The organism is Serratia proteamaculans, from assembly GCF_008830365.1.
GTDB classification, from domain to species: domain Bacteria; phylum Pseudomonadota; class Gammaproteobacteria; order Enterobacterales; family Enterobacteriaceae; genus Serratia; species Serratia proteamaculans.
Map to the genome: position 1 here is coordinate 740,509 of NZ_WBKI01000002.1, position 16,310 is coordinate 756,818.

Genomic DNA, 16,310 nt, shown 5'->3' on the forward strand with positions numbered 1-16,310 from the left:
GCGCCGGGTTGATCAACGCCTCCGCTTTGCGGGGGCGTTTTTGTTTCTGCCGTCCGAAAATCCGCTACAGTTAAAGTTCTGTGCTGACACCGGGAGGCAAGCATGAAGTATCTGAAATTGGGTAACACCGACCTGAACGTCTCACGCATCTGTCTGGGCTGTATGACCTACGGTGAACCCAGCCGCGGCAACCATGCCTGGACGTTACCGGAGGAAAGCAGCCGACCACTGCTGAAACAGGCGATGGATGCCGGTATCAATTTCTTCGACACCGCCAACAGCTACTCAGATGGCAGCAGTGAGGAGATCGTCGGCCGGGCACTGCGCGATTATGCCCGCCGCGACCAGGTGGTGATCGCTACCAAAGTCTACTTCCCCCTGAGCAATCTGGAACGCGGCCTGTCGCGCGCCAAAATCATGCAGTCCATCGACGACAGCCTCAAGCGGCTGGGCACCGATTACGTTGATCTGCTGCAGATCCACCGCTGGGATTATGAAACGCCGCTGGAGGAAACACTGGAAGCGCTGCATGAGGTGGTGAAAGTCGGTAAGGCACGCTACATCGGCGCATCCTCAATGTACGCATGGCAGTTCGCCAAGGCGTTGTACACCGCCGATCTGCACGGATGGACGCGCTTCGTCAGCATGCAGGACCAGTACAACCTGATCCAGCGTGAAGAGGAGCGGGAAATGCTGCCACTGTGTGCCGCCGAGGGCATTGCGGTGCTGCCGTGGAGCCCGCTGGCACGGGGTCGATTAACCCGCCCCTGGGGCGAAACGACCGCGCGGCTGGTCTCCGATCAGGTCGGTAAAAATCTGTACGATGAAACCGAAGGTATCGATGCCATCATTGCCGAACGCGTGGCCAGTATTGCTGAAGAACGCGGTGTGACGCGTGCGCAAGTCGCCCTGGCGTGGCTGTTGAGCAAGCCGGTTGTCAGCGCACCGATTATCGGCGCATCACGCCATGATCATCTGGAGGACGCCGTCGCCGCCGTCGATCTTGAGTTAACACCGGAAGAGATTGCCGAGCTGGAAACGGCTTATGTACCGCACCACGTGACAGGATTTGAATAACGCAGAGGGTTCAAGGGCGTAGCATTGAACTACGCCCTCAAGATCAGAGCAACCCAAGCGGCCAGTGGTGGCCAATCAGGTAGATAATACCGGCAGAAAACACCCCGGCGACAATGTCGTCGACCATGATCCCCATGCCGCCGTGCACGTTGCGATCAAACCAGCGGATTGGCCACGGCTTCCAGATATCCAAAACACGGAAAATCACGAAACCCGCCGCAACCCACTGCCAGTCATTGACCGGCAGCGCCATCAGCGTGATCCACATACCGACAAATTCGTCCCAGACGATGCTGCCGTGGTCGTGTACCTTCATATCTTTGGCGGTCTGGTGACACAGGTAGACGCCAATGCAGATGCTGAACATCACCAACAGCGAATACAGTTGCCATGGCAATTGGATCAGCAGCAGCCAGAACGGGATCGCTGCCAATGACCCCATGGTGCCCGGCATCACCGGCGACAAACCGCTACCGAATCCGGTGGCCAACAGGTGCCACGGATTGCTCATCCGCAAGCGGCGTTTAGCTTCATCCATGTTACGCCTGCCCTTCACTGAAATGATCGAAACCCTGCCATGGCAGCTCCACCACTTCATCGTTGCGGTAGAACTTGATGCCTTCAGACAGCGGACCAATTTGGCCGATGCAAGTGTAGTCAGCGCCCAGATGGCTCAACGCCACTTCCAGCGCGCCGCGGTTGATTTCCGGCACGGTGAAGCACAGTTCGTAATCCTCACCCCCGGTCAACGCCCAGCGCAGTGCCTGATCAGCGTCCGTATGGCTGCTTAACGCCTGCGACAGCGGCAGCTCATCGAGATTGATGCGTGCCCCGCAATCAGAAGCTTTCAGCACGTGCTTCAGATCGGAAATCAGGCCATCCGAAATATCAATCGCCGAACTGGCCAGATCGCGCAACGCCTGCCCTTGCAACACCCGTGGCTGCGGCCGCAAATGGCGGCCAAGCAGGTAATTGCGTGCTTCGGTATCTGCCACCTGCAAACGGTCCTGCAGCACAGCCAGCCCCGCGGCGCTGTCACCCAGCGTACCTGTGGTGTAGATCCAGTCACCGATGCGCGCGCCGCTGCGGGTCAATGCCCGCCCGGCTGGGATCAGGCCGTGAATGGTTAACGTCATGCTTAACGGACCGCGAGTGGTATCGCCGCCAATCAACTGCATGCCGTAATAATTAAGTTGTTCGAACAGGCTGTCGCTGAACGCCTTCAGCCAGGGCTCATTCACGTCCGGCAGGGTTAGTGCCAATGAAAGCCAAGCGGGATCGGCGCCCATGGCCGCCAGGTCGCTCAGGTTAACTGCCAGTGCTTTGTAGCCGAGATCGGCGGGATCGATATCCGCCAAGAAGTGAACGCCCGAAACGAGAGTGTCGGTACTGACGGCCAAAAGCTGTTTTTCTGCCACTGTCAGAAGTGCGCAGTCATCTCCAATGCCCAACTGTACATCCCGGCGCAGACTCTTAAACCGGTCAAAATAGCGGGCAATGAGGTCAAATTCGCCACATGCCATGGTCGATATTCCAATAGAAGAAATTAAGGCCGGGGATACCGGCCTTAATTTTTTATTTTTTCTTGCGGATGCTTGGTGCCACTTTATCCAGCACGCCATTCACAAACTTGTGGCTGTCTTCAGCGCCGAAGGTTTTCGCCAGCTCGATCGCTTCGTTGATTGCCACCTTGTAAGGTACATCCTCACGCATTTTCAGCTCGTATAGCGCAATGCGCAGAACGGCCCTTTCTACCTGGCCCAGCTCTTCGAGCTGACGCGACAGGACAGGTGCCATCAGGCTATCCAGCAGACCTGCATTCACCGCTACGCCGGACAACAGCTCCCGAAAATAGGCGATGTCTGCATCTTTGACATCTTGCTCCGACAGGAACTGGTGTTCAACATCGGCAATGTCATTTTTAGACAACTGCCAAGAGTAAAGCGCTTGAACAGCGCACTCACGAGCGCGGCGACGAGCAGCAGGTTTCACGGAATTCCCCTTAACTAAATTCAGGCTTTAATAGCTTTGATAACATTAATCATTTCAAGTGCGGTCAGAGCCGCTTCAGCGCCTTTGTTGCCTGCTTTGGTGCCGGCACGCTCGATAGCCTGTTCGATGCTTTCGGTCGTCAGCACGCCAAAGGCAACCGGGATTTCAGTGTTCAGAGAAACACTGCCCAGGCCGGAGCTGGCTTCGCCCGCGACAAATTCGAAGTGCGCGGTGCCCCCACGGATAACCGTGCCCAGTGCGATCACTGCATCGTATTTGCCGGTGTTAGCCAGCACGCGTGCAGTCAGCGGCAACTCGTAAGCGCCCGGGACCCAGACAACGGTGATGTTGTCGTCAGCAACCTGACCAATGCGCTTCAGTGCGTCGATGGCACCTTGCAACAGGCTGTCATTGATGAAATTGTTAAAACGTGCAATTGCAATCGCCACACGGGCATTTGGAGTAGCAACAACACCTTCGATAACTTTCATGGGCTTTCCTTAAAAATGGGTTCAATACCCCGCAGGGGGGCGGATTCTATCACATTCTTTATCAGCCTGCGCGGGCGGTTTTGTAAAACGACGACCGTCCCGGCAAGCGGACGTTACATTCAGTATTTTGCCTTCAATCGCAGCCGTAAATCAGGGCCGATTTGCCGTACTTCGCTAAAGACGAACTCCGGTGTATCAGCCAGGCGCTCGAGGCCCGGCAGGTGACACAGGCCGCGGCCATTATCACCCAACAATTTTGGCGCGATATACAAAATGAGCTCATCGACCAACCCGGCCTGCAGCAAGGCACCGGCCAACTGCGCGCCGGCCTCGACCCAGATGGAATTCACCTGACGTTTCGCCAGTTGCATCATCATCACCACCAGATCGACCCCGCCACCGTGCGCCGGGAAGGTCAGTTGCTCGACATCCTGCGGCCAAGTTTGCCGATCCGGCTGCAGGCGTGCCAGCCAGGTAGGCCCCGGCTGTTGCACCACCCGATGCTGCGGGGTGACACGATTTTGGCTATCCAGAATAATACGCAGCGGTTGACGCAGGTTTTCACGCGGGTAAATGCTTTGCGTCTCGGCGTCCAGCTCATCCCAACGTACCGTCAGTGACGGATCATCCGCCAGCACGGTAGCGCTGGTGCTGAGGATCGCGGCGCTTTGCGCCCGCAGGCGCTGTACATCCTGACGCGCCTGCGGTGAGGTGATCCATTGGCTTTCGCCGGAAGCCATCGCCGTGCGGCCATCCAGTGAAGCGCCGAGCTTGAGTTGTACATAAGGAAAGCCGGTGCGCATCCGTTTGAGGAAGCCCAGATTCACCGCTTCGGCCTCCGCCAGCATAAAACCGTGGCGGACATCCAACCCCGCCTGCTGTAATTTGTACAGCCCACGACCGGCAACCTCTGGGTTGGGATCCTGCATCGCCGCCACAACCCGGGCTACGCCGGCAGCCACCAGCGCATCGGCACAGGGTGGCGTGCGGCCATGATGACTGCAGGGTTCCAGCGTGACATAAGCGGTGGCACCACGCGCCTTTTCGCCCGCCATGCGCAGCGCATGCACTTCCGCATGGGGTTCACCGGCGCGCAGATGGTAACCTTCTCCGACGATTTCACCATCGCGCACGATAACGCAGCCGACATTGGGATTCGGTGCGGTAGTGAAACGGCCCAATCGCGCCAGTTCAAAGGCGCGTGCCATATACAATTCGTCGTTATGCATCAAAGGTCCCTTAGTCCTGCAGACGGGCGATCTCTTCGCCGAATTCACGGATATCTTCAAAGCTGCGGTAGACCGAAGCAAAGCGAATATAGGCCACTTTATCCAACTTTTTCAACGCGTCCATCACCAGGTTACCGACCAGCTTAGTCGGCACTTCACGCTCGCCGGTGGCGCGCAACTGGGATTTAATGTGGTTGATCGCGTTTTCCACGTCGTCAGAGCTGACCGGGCGTTTTTCCAACGCCTTCAGCATGCCGCGACGCAGCTTGTCTTCGTTGAAAGGCTCACGGACTTCGTCGCTTTTGATTACCCGCGGCATCACCAGCTCAGCCACTTCAAAAGTGGTGAAGCGTTCATTACAAACCAAACATTGGCGGCGACGGCGCACCTGCGAACCATCACCCACCAGGCGGGAATCAATGACTTTGGTATCAACGGCGGCGCAGAAAGGGCAATGCATAACACGTCCTGATAAACGTTTTCATAGTTAAGAACAGTTTACCCCGAAGTGCGGTTACAACAAAGGCCGTCGGTTATTTGTTGCGAAGACCCGTTATCAACGGCGGTCAAAACGAGGGTTAACATGACTTTCCCGGCCAGGCGGACTAAGCTGATAACAGGAGAAGTTGAATAGGAAATCCCCGCCATGACAACCCGTTACCCCAAGATTTTCCTGCTCGGCACACTGGTACTGCTGGCAGGCTGCGCGCAAACTCGCGAAGTGCCAAAACTGCATAATCAGGTGGTTGCACTGAATCAGCAATTAACCACCCTGACTAACCAGGCCACGGCGCTGGAACAGCAAAACCAGTTGAACCAAAACTCCACCAGCGGCGTTTACCTGCTGCCGGCGGCCAATAACGGCGCTCGCCTGCACAGCAGTCTCGGTGAACTGAGCGTGTCACTCAGCCACGTGAAGAGCGAGGCTAACGGCACCCAGGCCATGCTGCACGTTCGCACGCTTTCGCAGGCGTCGCTGCCGGCCTTCAAAGCCATAGTGGAATGGGGCCAACTGGATGCGGCCACCGGCAAGCCACTGACGGCCGATGCGCTTTCTCAGCCGATCGCCAGTGCGGACTCGCTGCTACCCAAAACGGAGCACAGTTTTGAGCTGCGTTTCAGTGGCCTGACGCCAGATCAACTGGGCTATGTTCGACTGCACAGCGTAGAACCCACTGCAGCGGCAGCCGCAGCAAACTAACCAGGCCAGGCCCACACTCAACCCATCTCGAGAGTGGGCCATCAGCTTAACCCAACCGTTGCAGCCTTGCCGGTAGCCCCTGGCGCACCGCCGCACCGCTGACCCAGTCAAGCCAGCTATTGCTGATCTCTCTGGTCGGATCGGGCAACCCAAGGTCGTTTAAGTTGATACCGGAGGCAATGCGCGCATCGGCGGCCAGCAGTTGACCATCCAGCATATGCGCTCGCGCCCCCATCTCGCGATGGCCATAACCGTGCTCAATAGCAATCACGCCGGGCATCACGCCATCCAGCAAGCTGATCTGCGCCTCAACGCTGCCGCCCGGGGTCTGCAACTGCACCCGATCGCCATGCTGCAGGCCATAACGCTCACCATCGGCCGGATTAAGCGCCACCAGATTGACCGGTTTCACCGCGCGCAGGCGATCGATCGGTGCCGTTGAACTGCTCATCAGGTGCGACTTAAACGACATCAGGCGGAACGGCCATGCCTCCTCTGAATAGTGCTCCCCAACGTCGGAACCGTCGGCAAAGCGCGGCGGATAATAGGTCGGACAGCCGCTATAACGTTCTCCGGTTATCGCATGACGATGGCGCGCCACCTCTTCGTTCCAGATATTCAGCCCTTTCTTCCACTGCGGCCCGGTTTCATTTCCTCGCCAGGCCTGTTCATAAGGCGCGAAACGTCCACCACGCGCCAGCATATAGCCGACCCGCAACCGCTCATCCGTTTTCAAGACCCTATCCAACGCCGGTTGCAGGCGATCCACCCCGGTCAGCCGCAGCTCGCTTTCCGTCGCTTCCGGCAATGGCTCACCAGCAAAAGCCACGTTGGCCGCAGCACGCAGATAATAATCTTCGGCGTTGTGCAAGCCGCAGGCATTCCCCTGCGCATCCTGCAAGGCGGCATCGCCAAACCCCGGCAACTGCATCGCCTTCGACAACGCAATAACAAAGCTTTCCAGTGCCACCGGCTGACCGTCCGCCGTGGTCGCAGTTCGCGACGGAACCACTGGCCACCGTGCAGTGCTTGCCCGCACCATCACGCCGGACCAGGGCGCGGTAAAGCCCCAGCTCTCGAAGTTATGGGTGTCCGGCACGATATAATCCGCCAGGGCGCTGGTTTCGTTAATAAAAGCGTCGATCGCGATAAACAACGGCAATTGGCGGGGATCTTTCAGCCGGCTTTCAACCACCTCGCGCAGACCGGCAACGCCGTACAGCGGGTTACCCATATGGCTGATCCAGGCCTTCAGCGGGTAGGGGTATCCCAGCAGCGCCGGAGCCAGTTGCTCGGTGAACTGACCCGCGACAAACGGGTACCAGGGCCCGCGCGCCGGATAAGGTTTTTCACCCTGCTCAAGTTTGCGGCGATATTCGTCCGATTGCTCGTACGCCTGTTTGCTGCGCGACAGCACCAGCCCTTTCGGTTTCACCATGCCGGGGAAGCTCTTCAGGTTATAGCGAGGCCCATCGGCAAACTCTTTGAACTTACCACCACCGACCGAGACGCCGCCCTTAAGGTTCAGGTTACCGATCAGCGCATTGAGCATCATCACCGCCCAACTGTTATAGAAGCCGTTGCCGCTCATCATACCGCCATGGGCGATCACCGCCGCTTGCCGCTGATAGGAAGTAAACTCCCTGGCCAGGGCAGCAATGGTCTCGGCACTAACGCCACAACGGGTGCTGTACTCAGCCAGCGTGAAGCGCTCAGCCGCCCGCTGCAGACAGAGAAAGCTCGAACGAACCTGGACCTGTGAACCGTCGGCCAGCCGCAGCTGTTGCTCCACCCGCAACGCGCCCTGTAGCGCCTGGTTGGCCGACACCGGTTCAGCCCGCTGCGTATCCCAGACCAAAGGCGGACTTTCGGCCTCTCCGGTTGCGCCGCCGTCCAAATGTACCTGGCGCAAAAACTGACCGCACAACGGATGATCGTCATTCATCACCACCAGATGTGTGGCATTGGTCCAGCTCTTTTCACCGGCCGCCTGCATGGCGGTTTCGCCGGGCAGCGCCAGGTAGCCAGCGTTATAACGCTCCTGCTCGATGATCCAACGGATCATGCCCATCACCAGCGCGGAATCGGTACCCGGCAACACCGGGACCCAACGGTTGTGATCGTTGGCCAGCGTGGTGGTTAATGGCAATGCCGGTGCCACCACCACGTAACGGAACTCATCGCGCAGACGGGCGTTGGCCAACTGACGCCCCTGACGTTTGAATGGGTTGCCGGACTGCGCCGGCGAGGTACCGAGAAACAGTCCAAAACGTAAATGGTCCCAATCCGGTTTAACGTGCGCATTGGTTTCCAAATCGCCCATTAATGCCCCGGATCCCGCCCGGTAGGCCAGTCCGCAATAAGCGCCATGATGGCCGAAGTTACGTGTCCCAAAGGCGTTTTGCGCAAAACGTTTGATAAAAGCGTCCCGCCCTTCATCACCGGCGTTGGTGACCAGCAACTGATTGGCCTTTGGCCCCAGCGAAGGTTGCTCAGGGTCGAGCGGCGTTTCGAGATCGCGGATCGCTCTCAGCCCCTCAACCGGCCCTTCGCCAAACAGATCGCCGCCCTCGACCACTTCGTGGATCAACTGTTCAAAACTGATGCGCTGCCACTGCCCGCTGCCGCGTGGCCCAACCCGTTTCATCGGTTCCAGCACGCGATAGGGGCTGGTCAACCCTTCCAGCAAGGTCGCGCCACGGGCGCAGGCGGTGGAACGCTGCTCAAGACCTTCATCGCCCCCCAGACGGTTGAGTGCATCACTCACCGGCAAAGAATAGGGAAAATGATGGTCATGAGACAATGGATGATATGGGTTACCCGCCACGCGCAAAATCTGATTACTGTCGCGATCCACCCTGACCCGCAGGCCGCAAAGCGTCCAGCAGCCAAAACATTGGGTCATGGACACCGCCTGCTGTGGATTGGCCTGCCAGCCATCCGGGTGCCGACGTCCCTCTGTCGGCAGCGAGTTGGCGCTGATCCGGTCGAGCGTCAACTTGCCACTGCTGCCGTCGCGCAGGCCGGTAAACACTTTCTGCACCATCTCGCTGTAACTGGCACCAAACACTGCCAATCCACCCAGGGCGAGCCCGCCTTTTAACCACTGACGCCGCGTTGACTTAGCCATAGTATTTTTTCTCCATCAGCCCATGCTGTAGTTCACGAATTCCAATGATTAAAGCTATCCACAAACCTAAAGTGCCCAGGATAGCCAACAGCCCTTCGCTGCCGAGGGGTAACACATAAGGATTGGTCAATACGTTGAACTTGGGCAGCGTCTGGGTTTGCATCAGCAGCATCCAACGCACGCCCCAGCACAGCAGCAGCGCTGCGACACACTGCACCCGTAGCCCATTAGAGCCCAACGCCTGAATGCGTGCTCGCCATGCCAGCGCCAACAGCAACAGGGTCAAACCGACAAAAGCGATACCTGTCCAGAGCCAGACGGCCCCCTGAGTCGCCAGCGAGTGCAATGCGACGGAGGACCTGCTGCCATCCAGCCACCAACCAAGAGCGGAGAGGCACAACAGCAGCAGGCTGACTGCCTGATAGCGAGCCAGGCGCGGCTGCCATTGCGGCTCCTGACGCAGCCAATAAGCCAACAGCGGCGGAACGGCCTGGATAGCGGTCAGTAACAGTAGCCAGGGTAACCAGAGGCTGTACCACAGCGGCTGCGCCCGCAGCACCGAAACCTCACGTCCGGTATAGAGCAGGATACTGAACGCCGAAAGCAAAGTGGCCAATGCCACCCCGCGCAGCCATTTATCTTCACACCATGCCGGTCGGAACTGTAACCAGCGTGCCCACAACGGTAGGCTTTTCGCTCGCAACTGCCCCCGCAACAGCAAAATGAAATAGCTGACCACCAGCAGGGTAAACAGCGGTAAAAATAGCGAGCCGAGCGACATCCACGACCAGGGGGTAAAGTAGGCGTAGAAATGCCAGATGCGGGCGGGCTGATGTAAGTCCGCGCTTAGGGCCATCGGCGCCACGGTGCCACTCACCACAGCCAGTGAGACGGCGGCCAGCTCCAGCCGGGATGAGTTCTGCGGATCGCGCCAGCGCAGCCAGACGGCAATCATGATGCTGCCGCATGCCAGGCCAATAAAGAAAAAATACTGCACCGCCCAGGGCAACCAGGCGATCTCCTGCGGGCGAGCCATAATTTCGCGGATCATGGGTACACCTCCTGCCACAGCGCCGGTTGTCCCCGGACGTGACTGACAAATGCCTCATCAAGCCCCAGATAGAACACCTGAGGATGTGTCCCCTGTTCGGGTTTCAGGACCTTGAGCTGTGCCTGATGCTCATCCAGAGCCCGCCTTAATGCACCTTGCCGATCGTTAAGATCGCCAATCATCCGCGCACCACCGACACAGGACTCGACGCAGGCAGGCAACAGCCCGGCATCCAGCCGATGCACACAGAAAGTACACTTGTCGGCGGTCTGGGTTTCATGGTTGATAAACCGGGCCTCATAAGGGCAGGCCTGTACACAATAGGCACAGCCGACGCAGCGGGTATTGTCGACAACCACAATGCCGTCCTGACGCTGGAAAGTCGCCTGCACCGGGCAGACCGGCACACAGGGCGGATTGTCACAGTGGTTGCACAGCCGGGGTAACAAAACGTTGGTGGTTGAGCCCTGCCCCGTCAGGCTGACCTGATATTGCAGTACACTGGTGCGAAATTGCCCCTGAGGTAACCGGTTTTCCACCGCACAGCTGACCGTACAGGCCTGACAGCCAATGCAGCGGCGCAGGTCGATCAGCATCGCCATGCGCTTTTTGCTGTCACCTTCTCGCCGCGCGGGTTGCAACTGCCAGCCTGACTGCGCCAGCGGCACCAGAGCTGCGCCGGCGGTCAATGCACCGAGTCGTTGTAAAAACTGCCGCTTTCCACTGTCCATTGATTTCTCCCAATAAGTATCCGCCGGGGAACTGATACAAAGGAGTGTAAAAACAGCGACCGACCGCCAATATTGTGGTTTACCACATTCCCCACGGCGGCTTGATCCAGGACAATTCAACCCGGTGATGTGGATCATAAAAGTGGAGACGATGTGAAAAGAGCAGCGCTAATCCTGTTGCTGGGCGGTTGGTTAAATGCTGCCTGGGCGGGACAATGGACCATCGCGGTGTTGGCGCTGCGCGGCGATGCCCATGCACTGGCCCAGTGGCAACCCTTGGCCGATCACCTTAATCGCCAGTTTCCCGGCGATCATTTCCAACTGTTGCCGCTAAGCCTGGCCGGTATGGATGAGGCGGTCCGTAATGAACACGTGGACTTTTTGCTCACCAACCCGGCGCAATATGTCCAGTTGGATAACCGCTACCCGCTACGCTGGCTGGTTTCGCTGCGTTCTTCCCAACAGCCGCAACAGGCCTCGGGCAACGTGGTCGGTAGCGTCATACTGGTGCGCCACGACAGCCCAACCACTATGGCCAGCCAGTTAGTCGGTAAAAAGGTCGGTGCCGTCGCCGCTGACGCCTTTGGCGGCTACCTGCTGGGATATAAAGAACTGCTTGGCGCGGGCCTTGACCCGGAGAAAGACTTGCAACTGCATTTCAGCGGTTACCCGGCGGATGCCCTGCTTTATCAGTTGCGCGATCGGGCGCTGGATGCGGTGATAGTGCCGGTTTGTCTGTTGGAGAAAATGCAGGCGGAAGGGTTGCTGCAAGCCAGTGATTACCGCGCCCTGTTGGCAAAACACAGTGGCCAGACCTGCCTGACCAGCACCGATCTGTATCCCAACTGGTCATTTGCCGCCCTGAACCACGTCCCGGATCGGCTGGCAGATGAGTTAACCCGCCAGTTACTGCAGATGAACGCCCCCGGCCTGCCGGTTTGGGGCGCCCCGGCGTCATCCCGCCAGGTTAATCAGCTACTGCGCGATTTGAATATCCACCCAAGCCAACGCTCACTCTGGCAGGAGGTGACCCTTTGGGCACAACAACACCTGCTGTTGCTCGGTGGCATCTTCGGCGGGATGCTGTTGCTCGGCGCTAACCATCTGTGGATTGGTCATCTGGTACGCCGTCGCGGGCGTCAGCTCGAACAGATGCATCAGACGCTGCGCGCCAGAGAAACCGCGCTGGCTCAGGCACAACGCCTCAGTACCCTGGGGGAGATGGCGTCCGGCTTTGCTCACGAGCTTAACCAGCCGCTGGCGGCGATCCGGCACTATGCGGAGGGCTGCCGTATTCGTCTTGAGCGCAGCGATCGACAGCATGAACTGCTGCCGATCCTCGAACAGATTGGTCAGCAGGCGCAGCGGGGCGCGGAAAGCATTGTTAATTTACGCCGCTGGGCCAGCAAGACTCCGCACCATGAAAACGCGCAGCCCTTGTTATTGCGACCGCTGGTGGAACACCTGGTTAAACTGATGCAGATAGAACAACAGTATCCGCTGTGCCGCATAACCCTGGCCATCCCGGCTCAAAGCCAGTTGTATAGCCAGACGACGCTATTGGAGCAAGTGCTCACTAATTTGCTGAGTAACAGCCTGCAAGCAGGTGCCCAACACATCACCCTTCGGCTGGAAACCGACTCCCACCAGCAACGACTGATGGTTGAAGATGACGGCGGCGGTTTGAGCACCGAACAGCTGACACTGCCGTTCGTGCCCTTTCGCAGCAGCAAGCAGGAAGGCCTCGGCCTGGGGTTGGTGATCTGCCAGCGGTTGCTGAAGCACCAGGGCGGAGATCTGACACTGGAAAACTATTTTTCCGATTCTCTACAGCAAGGGTTGCGCGTGACCCTGTACTTCCCCGTGATCCAACAGGAAACCTGCCATGGCGTTAATACATCTGGTCGATGACGATTTAGCCGTTACCGACGCCTGCCGCTTTTTACTCGAGGGGCTGAACTATCGGGTGCAGATCTGGCACGACAGCCAAAAGTTCGTCGACCAGGTCAGTCTTTATCAATGCGGTGTGGTGATGCTGGATATTCGGATGCCGGGCATGGACGGGCAACAGGTTCATCAACAACTGCGTCGGCAGGAAAGTACGCTGGCGGTGGTGATCGTCACCGGTCACGGTGATATTGCCATGGCCGTGACGGAGATGAAGCTGGGGGCCGTGGATTTCTTGCAAAAACCGATTGCCGCCGCGCCGCTGATCGAAGCGCTGGATCGCGGGATCGCCCATTCTCAATACCGGTTTGAACGCCATCAGCTACAGCAGCGTTTCAGTGCGCTGACGCCACGTGAGCGTGAAATAGCCCGTGCCGTAGCTGCGGGAATGACCAATAAACTGATCGCCGATCGTCACTTTATCGCGGTGCGTACCGTTGAAGTGCATCGGGCCAGAGTGATGGAAAAAATGCAGGCCGCCAGCCTGGCGGAGCTGGTGAAATCGCTCAACCAATTGACGTTAACCAAACCCCCAGAGAGCGGGATTAGCCGCCTGTAGGCAAAAAAAATGCCGGTCGGAATAAGCCGACCGGCATCGTATTTCAACTCACGGGCGAATCACGGCATAATCGAAGGCTGATCGGCGCCCTCTTTTTCCACTTTCTGCTGCAGCATGTGTTCGCGTTTCATACCCAGTTTCAACGCCAGCGCGGACGCCACGTAGATAGAGGATATGGTACCGATAGACACACCAATCAACATAGCCAGAGAGAAGCCGTGCAGCATCGCGCCGCCGAAGATGTACAGCATCAGAACCACCATCAGGGTGGTACCGGAAGTCATCAAGGTACGGCTCAGCGTCTGGGTCAACGACACGTTCATGATTTCGTAAGGCGTCCCGCGGCGGATCTTGCGGAAGTTCTCACGAATACGGTCGGAAACCACGATGCTGTCGTTCAACGAGTAACCGATAACCGACATCAATGATGCGACGATAGTCAGGTCAATCTCGATATGGAACAACGACAGCACGCCCAGAGTGATGACCACGTCGTGCGCCAACGCGATAACCGCCCCCAGCGCCAGGCGCCATTCGAAGCGGAAACCGACGTAAATCAGAATACAGATCAGCGCTACCAGCAGCGCCATGCCGCCGTTTTGCGCCAGTTCGGTGCCCACGCTCGGGCCGACGAACTCAATCCTCTTCACCGTGGCGTTTTTATCGACCGAGTCGTTAATCACGCTGATTACTTTGTTACCCAGTTCCTGGCCTGCGGTGCCGATCGCCGGTGGCATACGCACCATCACGTCACGGCTGCTGCCAAAGTTCTGAATAATCGGGTCCTGGAACCCGGCTTTTTCCAGCGTATCACGCATCAGATCGAGGTTGGCCGGTTGTTCCAGGCTGATTTCAATGACGGTACCGCCAGTGAAGTCCAGACCCCAGTTAAAACCACGCACCGACATAATGGCGATTGACGCGATCAGCAGCAACAGCGAGATGCCGAAGGCCACGTAATCCCAGCGCATAAAGTCATAGACTTTACGGCCGTAGTTGAGTTGTTCAACAGTATAATCCTGTGCCACAACGCACTCCTCAGATAGACAGCTTGTTAATGCGTTTGCCGCCGTAAAGCAGGTTGACGATGGCACGGGTACCGACAATCGCGGTGAACATGGACGTCGCCACACCGATTGCGGTGGTAATCGCAAAGCCTTTGATCGAACCGGTGCCCACTGCGTACAGAATAATCGCGGTGATCAGAGTGGTGATGTTGGCATCAACGATACTGGAGAACGCGCCTTTATAGCCCTCATGGATCGCCTGCTGAACGGAACGTCCGTTCTTCAGCTCTTCCTTGATACGTTCATTGATCAGTACGTTGGCGTCGACCGCCACCGCCAGCGTCAGCACGATACCGGCAATACCCGGCATGGTTAGCGTCGCCCCCGGCAGCAGGGACATCACGCCGACAATCAGCACCAGGTTGGCGACCAGCGCCGTGGTCGCGATCATGCCGAACTTACGGTACCAAACCACCATAAACACGATGGAAGCCACCAGGCCCCACAAGCAGGCTTCCAGACCTTGGGTGATGTTCTGTTGTCCCAGGGTCGGACCGATAGTACGCTCTTCCACGATCTGGATAGGCGCAATCAGCGCACCGGCGCGCAGCAGCAGCGAGAGCTGGCGTGCTTCGTTCGGGTTGCCGATACCGGTAATACGGAAGCTGTTGCCCAGACGCGACTGAATGTTCGCCACGTTGATCACTTCTTCCTGTTTCACCAGGACTGCACGGCCGTTAGCGTCTTTCTTGCCGCTGTCCTTGTACTCCACAAACAGGGTCGCCATCGGCTTGCCGATATTGTCCTTGGTGAAGTTGGACATTGCGGTACCGCCGGCACTGTCCAGCGAGATATTAACCTGCGGCTGGTTATATTCGTCGGTGCTGGAGGTGGAGTCGGTAATGTGGTCACCGGTCAGGATCACTCGCTTGTACAGCACAACCGGCTGGCCTTCACGGGTGTCTTTTACTTCGGAGTCGCCCGGCACGCGCCCGTTGGCTGCCGCAGTAGCATCCGCATTGGTGTTAACCAAACGGAATTCCAGAGTCGCAGTGGCACCCAGGATCTCTTTGGCACGTGCGGTATCCTGAATACCCGGCAGTTCGACCACGATGCGGTCAGAGCCCTGGCGTTGTACCAGCGGTTCGGCAACGCCGAGCTGGTTAACACGGTTACGCAGGATAGTGATGTTCTGCTGCACCGCATACTCACGCGCTTCGCTCAGGCGGGCATCCGTCAGGTTGGCTTTCAGGGTGTTGGTGCCGTTGGCAGAGAACACCATGTCACGTTGGCGTGGGCCAAGGTAGCTGATGGCCTGATCGCGGGCAGCATCGTCACGGAAACGCACTTCCACGCCGTTGTTGTCCAGCTTGCGGATAGACGCATAAGGAATGCCCTTTTCACGCAGCTCGCTGCGCAGGGTGTCCATGGTCTGTTCCTGCAGCTTGCTCAGCGCAGTGTCCATGTCCACTTCCATCAGGAAGTGCACGCCACCGCGCAGGTCCAGACCGAGTTTCATCGGTTCGGCGCCCAGCATGGCCAACCAGGCCGGCGTGGCCGGGGCCAGGTTCAGCGCCACCACGAACTTGTCGCCCAGCTCCGCCATTAAGGCTTCACGCGCGCGCAGCTGAATATCAGGATTGCTAAAGCGAGCCAGGATGGCGCCATTTTCCAGCGCAATCGACTTGCTCGCGATCTTGTCTTTTTCTAATACGGTACGGACTTGGTCCAGCGTAGTTTCACTGGCGGCGACACCGCGCGCGCCAGTGATTTGTACAGCCGGATCCTCACCATAGAGGTTGGGAAGCGCATAAAGCAGACCGATGATGATCACTACGATCAGCATCAGATACTTCCACAAAGGATAACGGTTTAGCACGGCAATTCCCTTCGGG

General features: G+C 58.0%; 15 protein-coding genes. 4 read left to right on the top strand and 11 right to left on the bottom strand.

Annotation, left to right across the window (positions count from 1 at the left end):
• Positions 1-102 precede the first annotated feature (102 nt).
• On the top strand, positions 103-1,077 hold the full coding sequence (locus F8R23_RS12525) for an aldo/keto reductase (RefSeq protein WP_129935965.1): 975 nt from the start codon (positions 103-105) through the stop codon (positions 1,075-1,077).
• Between the two features lie 43 nt (positions 1,078-1,120).
• Here the strand turns inward: F8R23_RS12525 and pgpA are convergent, their stop codons facing one another.
• The 6 genes from pgpA to nrdR form a co-directional block, all read right to left on the bottom strand.
• Positions 1,121-1,675 (bottom strand): phosphatidylglycerophosphatase A, encoded by a 555-nt coding sequence (pgpA, locus tag F8R23_RS12530; protein WP_176979003.1) that lies wholly within the window; start codon positions 1,673-1,675, stop codon positions 1,121-1,123.
• Positions 1,617-2,600, bottom strand: a complete 984-nt coding sequence (gene thiL, locus F8R23_RS12535; RefSeq protein ID WP_129938626.1) for a thiamine-phosphate kinase — start codon at positions 2,598-2,600, stop codon at positions 1,617-1,619. Before thiL ends, pgpA begins: the two co-directional genes overlap by 59 nt.
• Positions 2,601-2,652: 52 nt before the next feature.
• Positions 2,653-3,069 (bottom strand): transcription antitermination factor NusB, encoded by a 417-nt coding sequence (nusB, locus tag F8R23_RS12540; RefSeq protein ID WP_085115442.1) that lies wholly within the window; start codon positions 3,067-3,069, stop codon positions 2,653-2,655.
• Between the two features lie 20 nt (positions 3,070-3,089).
• Positions 3,090-3,560 (bottom strand): 6,7-dimethyl-8-ribityllumazine synthase, encoded by a 471-nt coding sequence (gene ribH / locus F8R23_RS12545; protein ID WP_099062296.1) that lies wholly within the window; start codon positions 3,558-3,560, stop codon positions 3,090-3,092.
• 119 nt (positions 3,561-3,679) lie between these two features.
• Positions 3,680-4,789: a bifunctional diaminohydroxyphosphoribosylaminopyrimidine deaminase/5-amino-6-(5-phosphoribosylamino)uracil reductase RibD gene (gene ribD / locus F8R23_RS12550; protein ID WP_099062297.1), complete on the bottom strand. Its 1,110-nt coding sequence runs from the start codon at positions 4,787-4,789 to the stop codon at positions 3,680-3,682.
• A gap of 10 nt (positions 4,790-4,799) precedes the next feature.
• Positions 4,800-5,249, bottom strand: a complete 450-nt coding sequence (nrdR, locus tag F8R23_RS12555) for a transcriptional regulator NrdR (RefSeq protein WP_004949256.1) — start codon at positions 5,247-5,249, stop codon at positions 4,800-4,802.
• A 186-nt stretch (positions 5,250-5,435) separates the two neighbouring features.
• Here nrdR and F8R23_RS12560 point away from each other — a divergent pair, with 186 nt between their 5' ends.
• Entirely contained in the window at positions 5,436-5,990 is a 555-nt protein-coding gene (locus tag F8R23_RS12560; RefSeq protein ID WP_129935969.1) for a SadB/YajI family lipoprotein, read from the top strand.
• A gap of 46 nt (positions 5,991-6,036) precedes the next feature.
• Here the strand turns inward: F8R23_RS12560 and ttrA are convergent, their stop codons facing one another.
• From ttrA to ttrB, 3 genes are read right to left on the bottom strand one after another with little or no spacing between them, the layout of a single operon-like run.
• Positions 6,037-9,120: a tetrathionate reductase subunit TtrA gene (gene ttrA / locus F8R23_RS12565; protein ID WP_151415678.1), complete on the bottom strand. Its 3,084-nt coding sequence runs from the start codon at positions 9,118-9,120 to the stop codon at positions 6,037-6,039.
• Complete coding sequence (gene ttrC / locus F8R23_RS12570) at positions 9,113-10,171, bottom strand: tetrathionate reductase subunit TtrC (RefSeq protein ID WP_129935973.1); 1,059 nt, start codon at positions 10,169-10,171, stop codon at positions 9,113-9,115. Before ttrC ends, ttrA begins: the two co-directional genes overlap by 8 nt.
• Positions 10,168-10,902 (bottom strand): tetrathionate reductase subunit TtrB, encoded by a 735-nt coding sequence (gene ttrB, locus F8R23_RS12575; protein ID WP_151415679.1) that lies wholly within the window; start codon positions 10,900-10,902, stop codon positions 10,168-10,170. The genes ttrC and ttrB overlap by 4 nt, the downstream gene beginning before the upstream one ends.
• Positions 10,903-11,055: 153 nt before the next feature.
• Here ttrB and ttrS point away from each other — a divergent pair, with 153 nt between their 5' ends.
• A complete protein-coding gene (ttrS, locus tag F8R23_RS12580; RefSeq protein WP_129935977.1) occupies positions 11,056-12,813 on the top strand; it encodes a tetrathionate respiration histidine kinase TtrS in 1,758 nt (585 codons plus the stop codon).
• Positions 12,788-13,408 carry a tetrathionate respiration response regulator TtrR gene (gene ttrR / locus F8R23_RS12585; RefSeq protein ID WP_151415680.1) on the top strand — a complete coding sequence of 207 codons (621 nt, stop codon included), beginning with the start codon at positions 12,788-12,790 and terminating at the stop codon, positions 13,406-13,408. Before ttrS ends, ttrR begins: the two co-directional genes overlap by 26 nt.
• 59 nt (positions 13,409-13,467) lie before the next feature.
• Here ttrR and secF read toward each other — a convergent pair whose 3' ends face one another.
• Positions 13,468-14,436 (bottom strand): protein translocase subunit SecF, encoded by a 969-nt coding sequence (gene secF, locus F8R23_RS12590; protein WP_012005505.1) that lies wholly within the window; start codon positions 14,434-14,436, stop codon positions 13,468-13,470.
• 10 nt (positions 14,437-14,446) lie between these two features.
• Positions 14,447-16,294 carry a protein translocase subunit SecD gene (gene secD, locus F8R23_RS12595; protein ID WP_129935981.1) on the bottom strand — a complete coding sequence of 616 codons (1,848 nt, stop codon included), beginning with the start codon at positions 16,292-16,294 and terminating at the stop codon, positions 14,447-14,449.
• Positions 16,295-16,310 lie beyond the last annotated feature (16 nt).

Coding starts and splice junctions, on each gene's coding strand:
- F8R23_RS12525 (WP_129935965.1), top strand. CDS start 103: ATGAAGTATCTGAAATTGGGTAACACCGACCTGAACGTCTCACGCATC.
- pgpA (WP_176979003.1), bottom strand. CDS start 1,675: ATGAAGTGGTGGAGCTGCCATGGCAGGGTTTCGATCATTTCAGTGAAG.
- thiL (WP_129938626.1), bottom strand. CDS start 2,600: ATGGCATGTGGCGAATTTGACCTCATTGCCCGCTATTTTGACCGGTTT.
- ribH (WP_099062296.1), bottom strand. CDS start 3,560: ATGAAAGTTATCGAAGGTGTTGTTGCTACTCCAAATGCCCGTGTGGCG.
- ribD (WP_099062297.1), bottom strand. CDS start 4,789: ATGCATAACGACGAATTGTATATGGCACGCGCCTTTGAACTGGCGCGA.
- nrdR (WP_004949256.1), bottom strand. CDS start 5,249: ATGCATTGCCCTTTCTGCGCCGCCGTTGATACCAAAGTCATTGATTCC.
- F8R23_RS12560 (WP_129935969.1), top strand. CDS start 5,436: ATGACAACCCGTTACCCCAAGATTTTCCTGCTCGGCACACTGGTACTG.
- ttrA (WP_151415678.1), bottom strand. CDS start 9,120: ATGGCTAAGTCAACGCGGCGTCAGTGGTTAAAAGGCGGGCTCGCCCTG.
- ttrC (WP_129935973.1), bottom strand. CDS start 10,171: ATGATCCGCGAAATTATGGCTCGCCCGCAGGAGATCGCCTGGTTGCCC.
- ttrB (WP_151415679.1), bottom strand. CDS start 10,902: ATGGACAGTGGAAAGCGGCAGTTTTTACAACGACTCGGTGCATTGACC.
- ttrR (WP_151415680.1), top strand. CDS start 12,788: ATGGCGTTAATACATCTGGTCGATGACGATTTAGCCGTTACCGACGCC.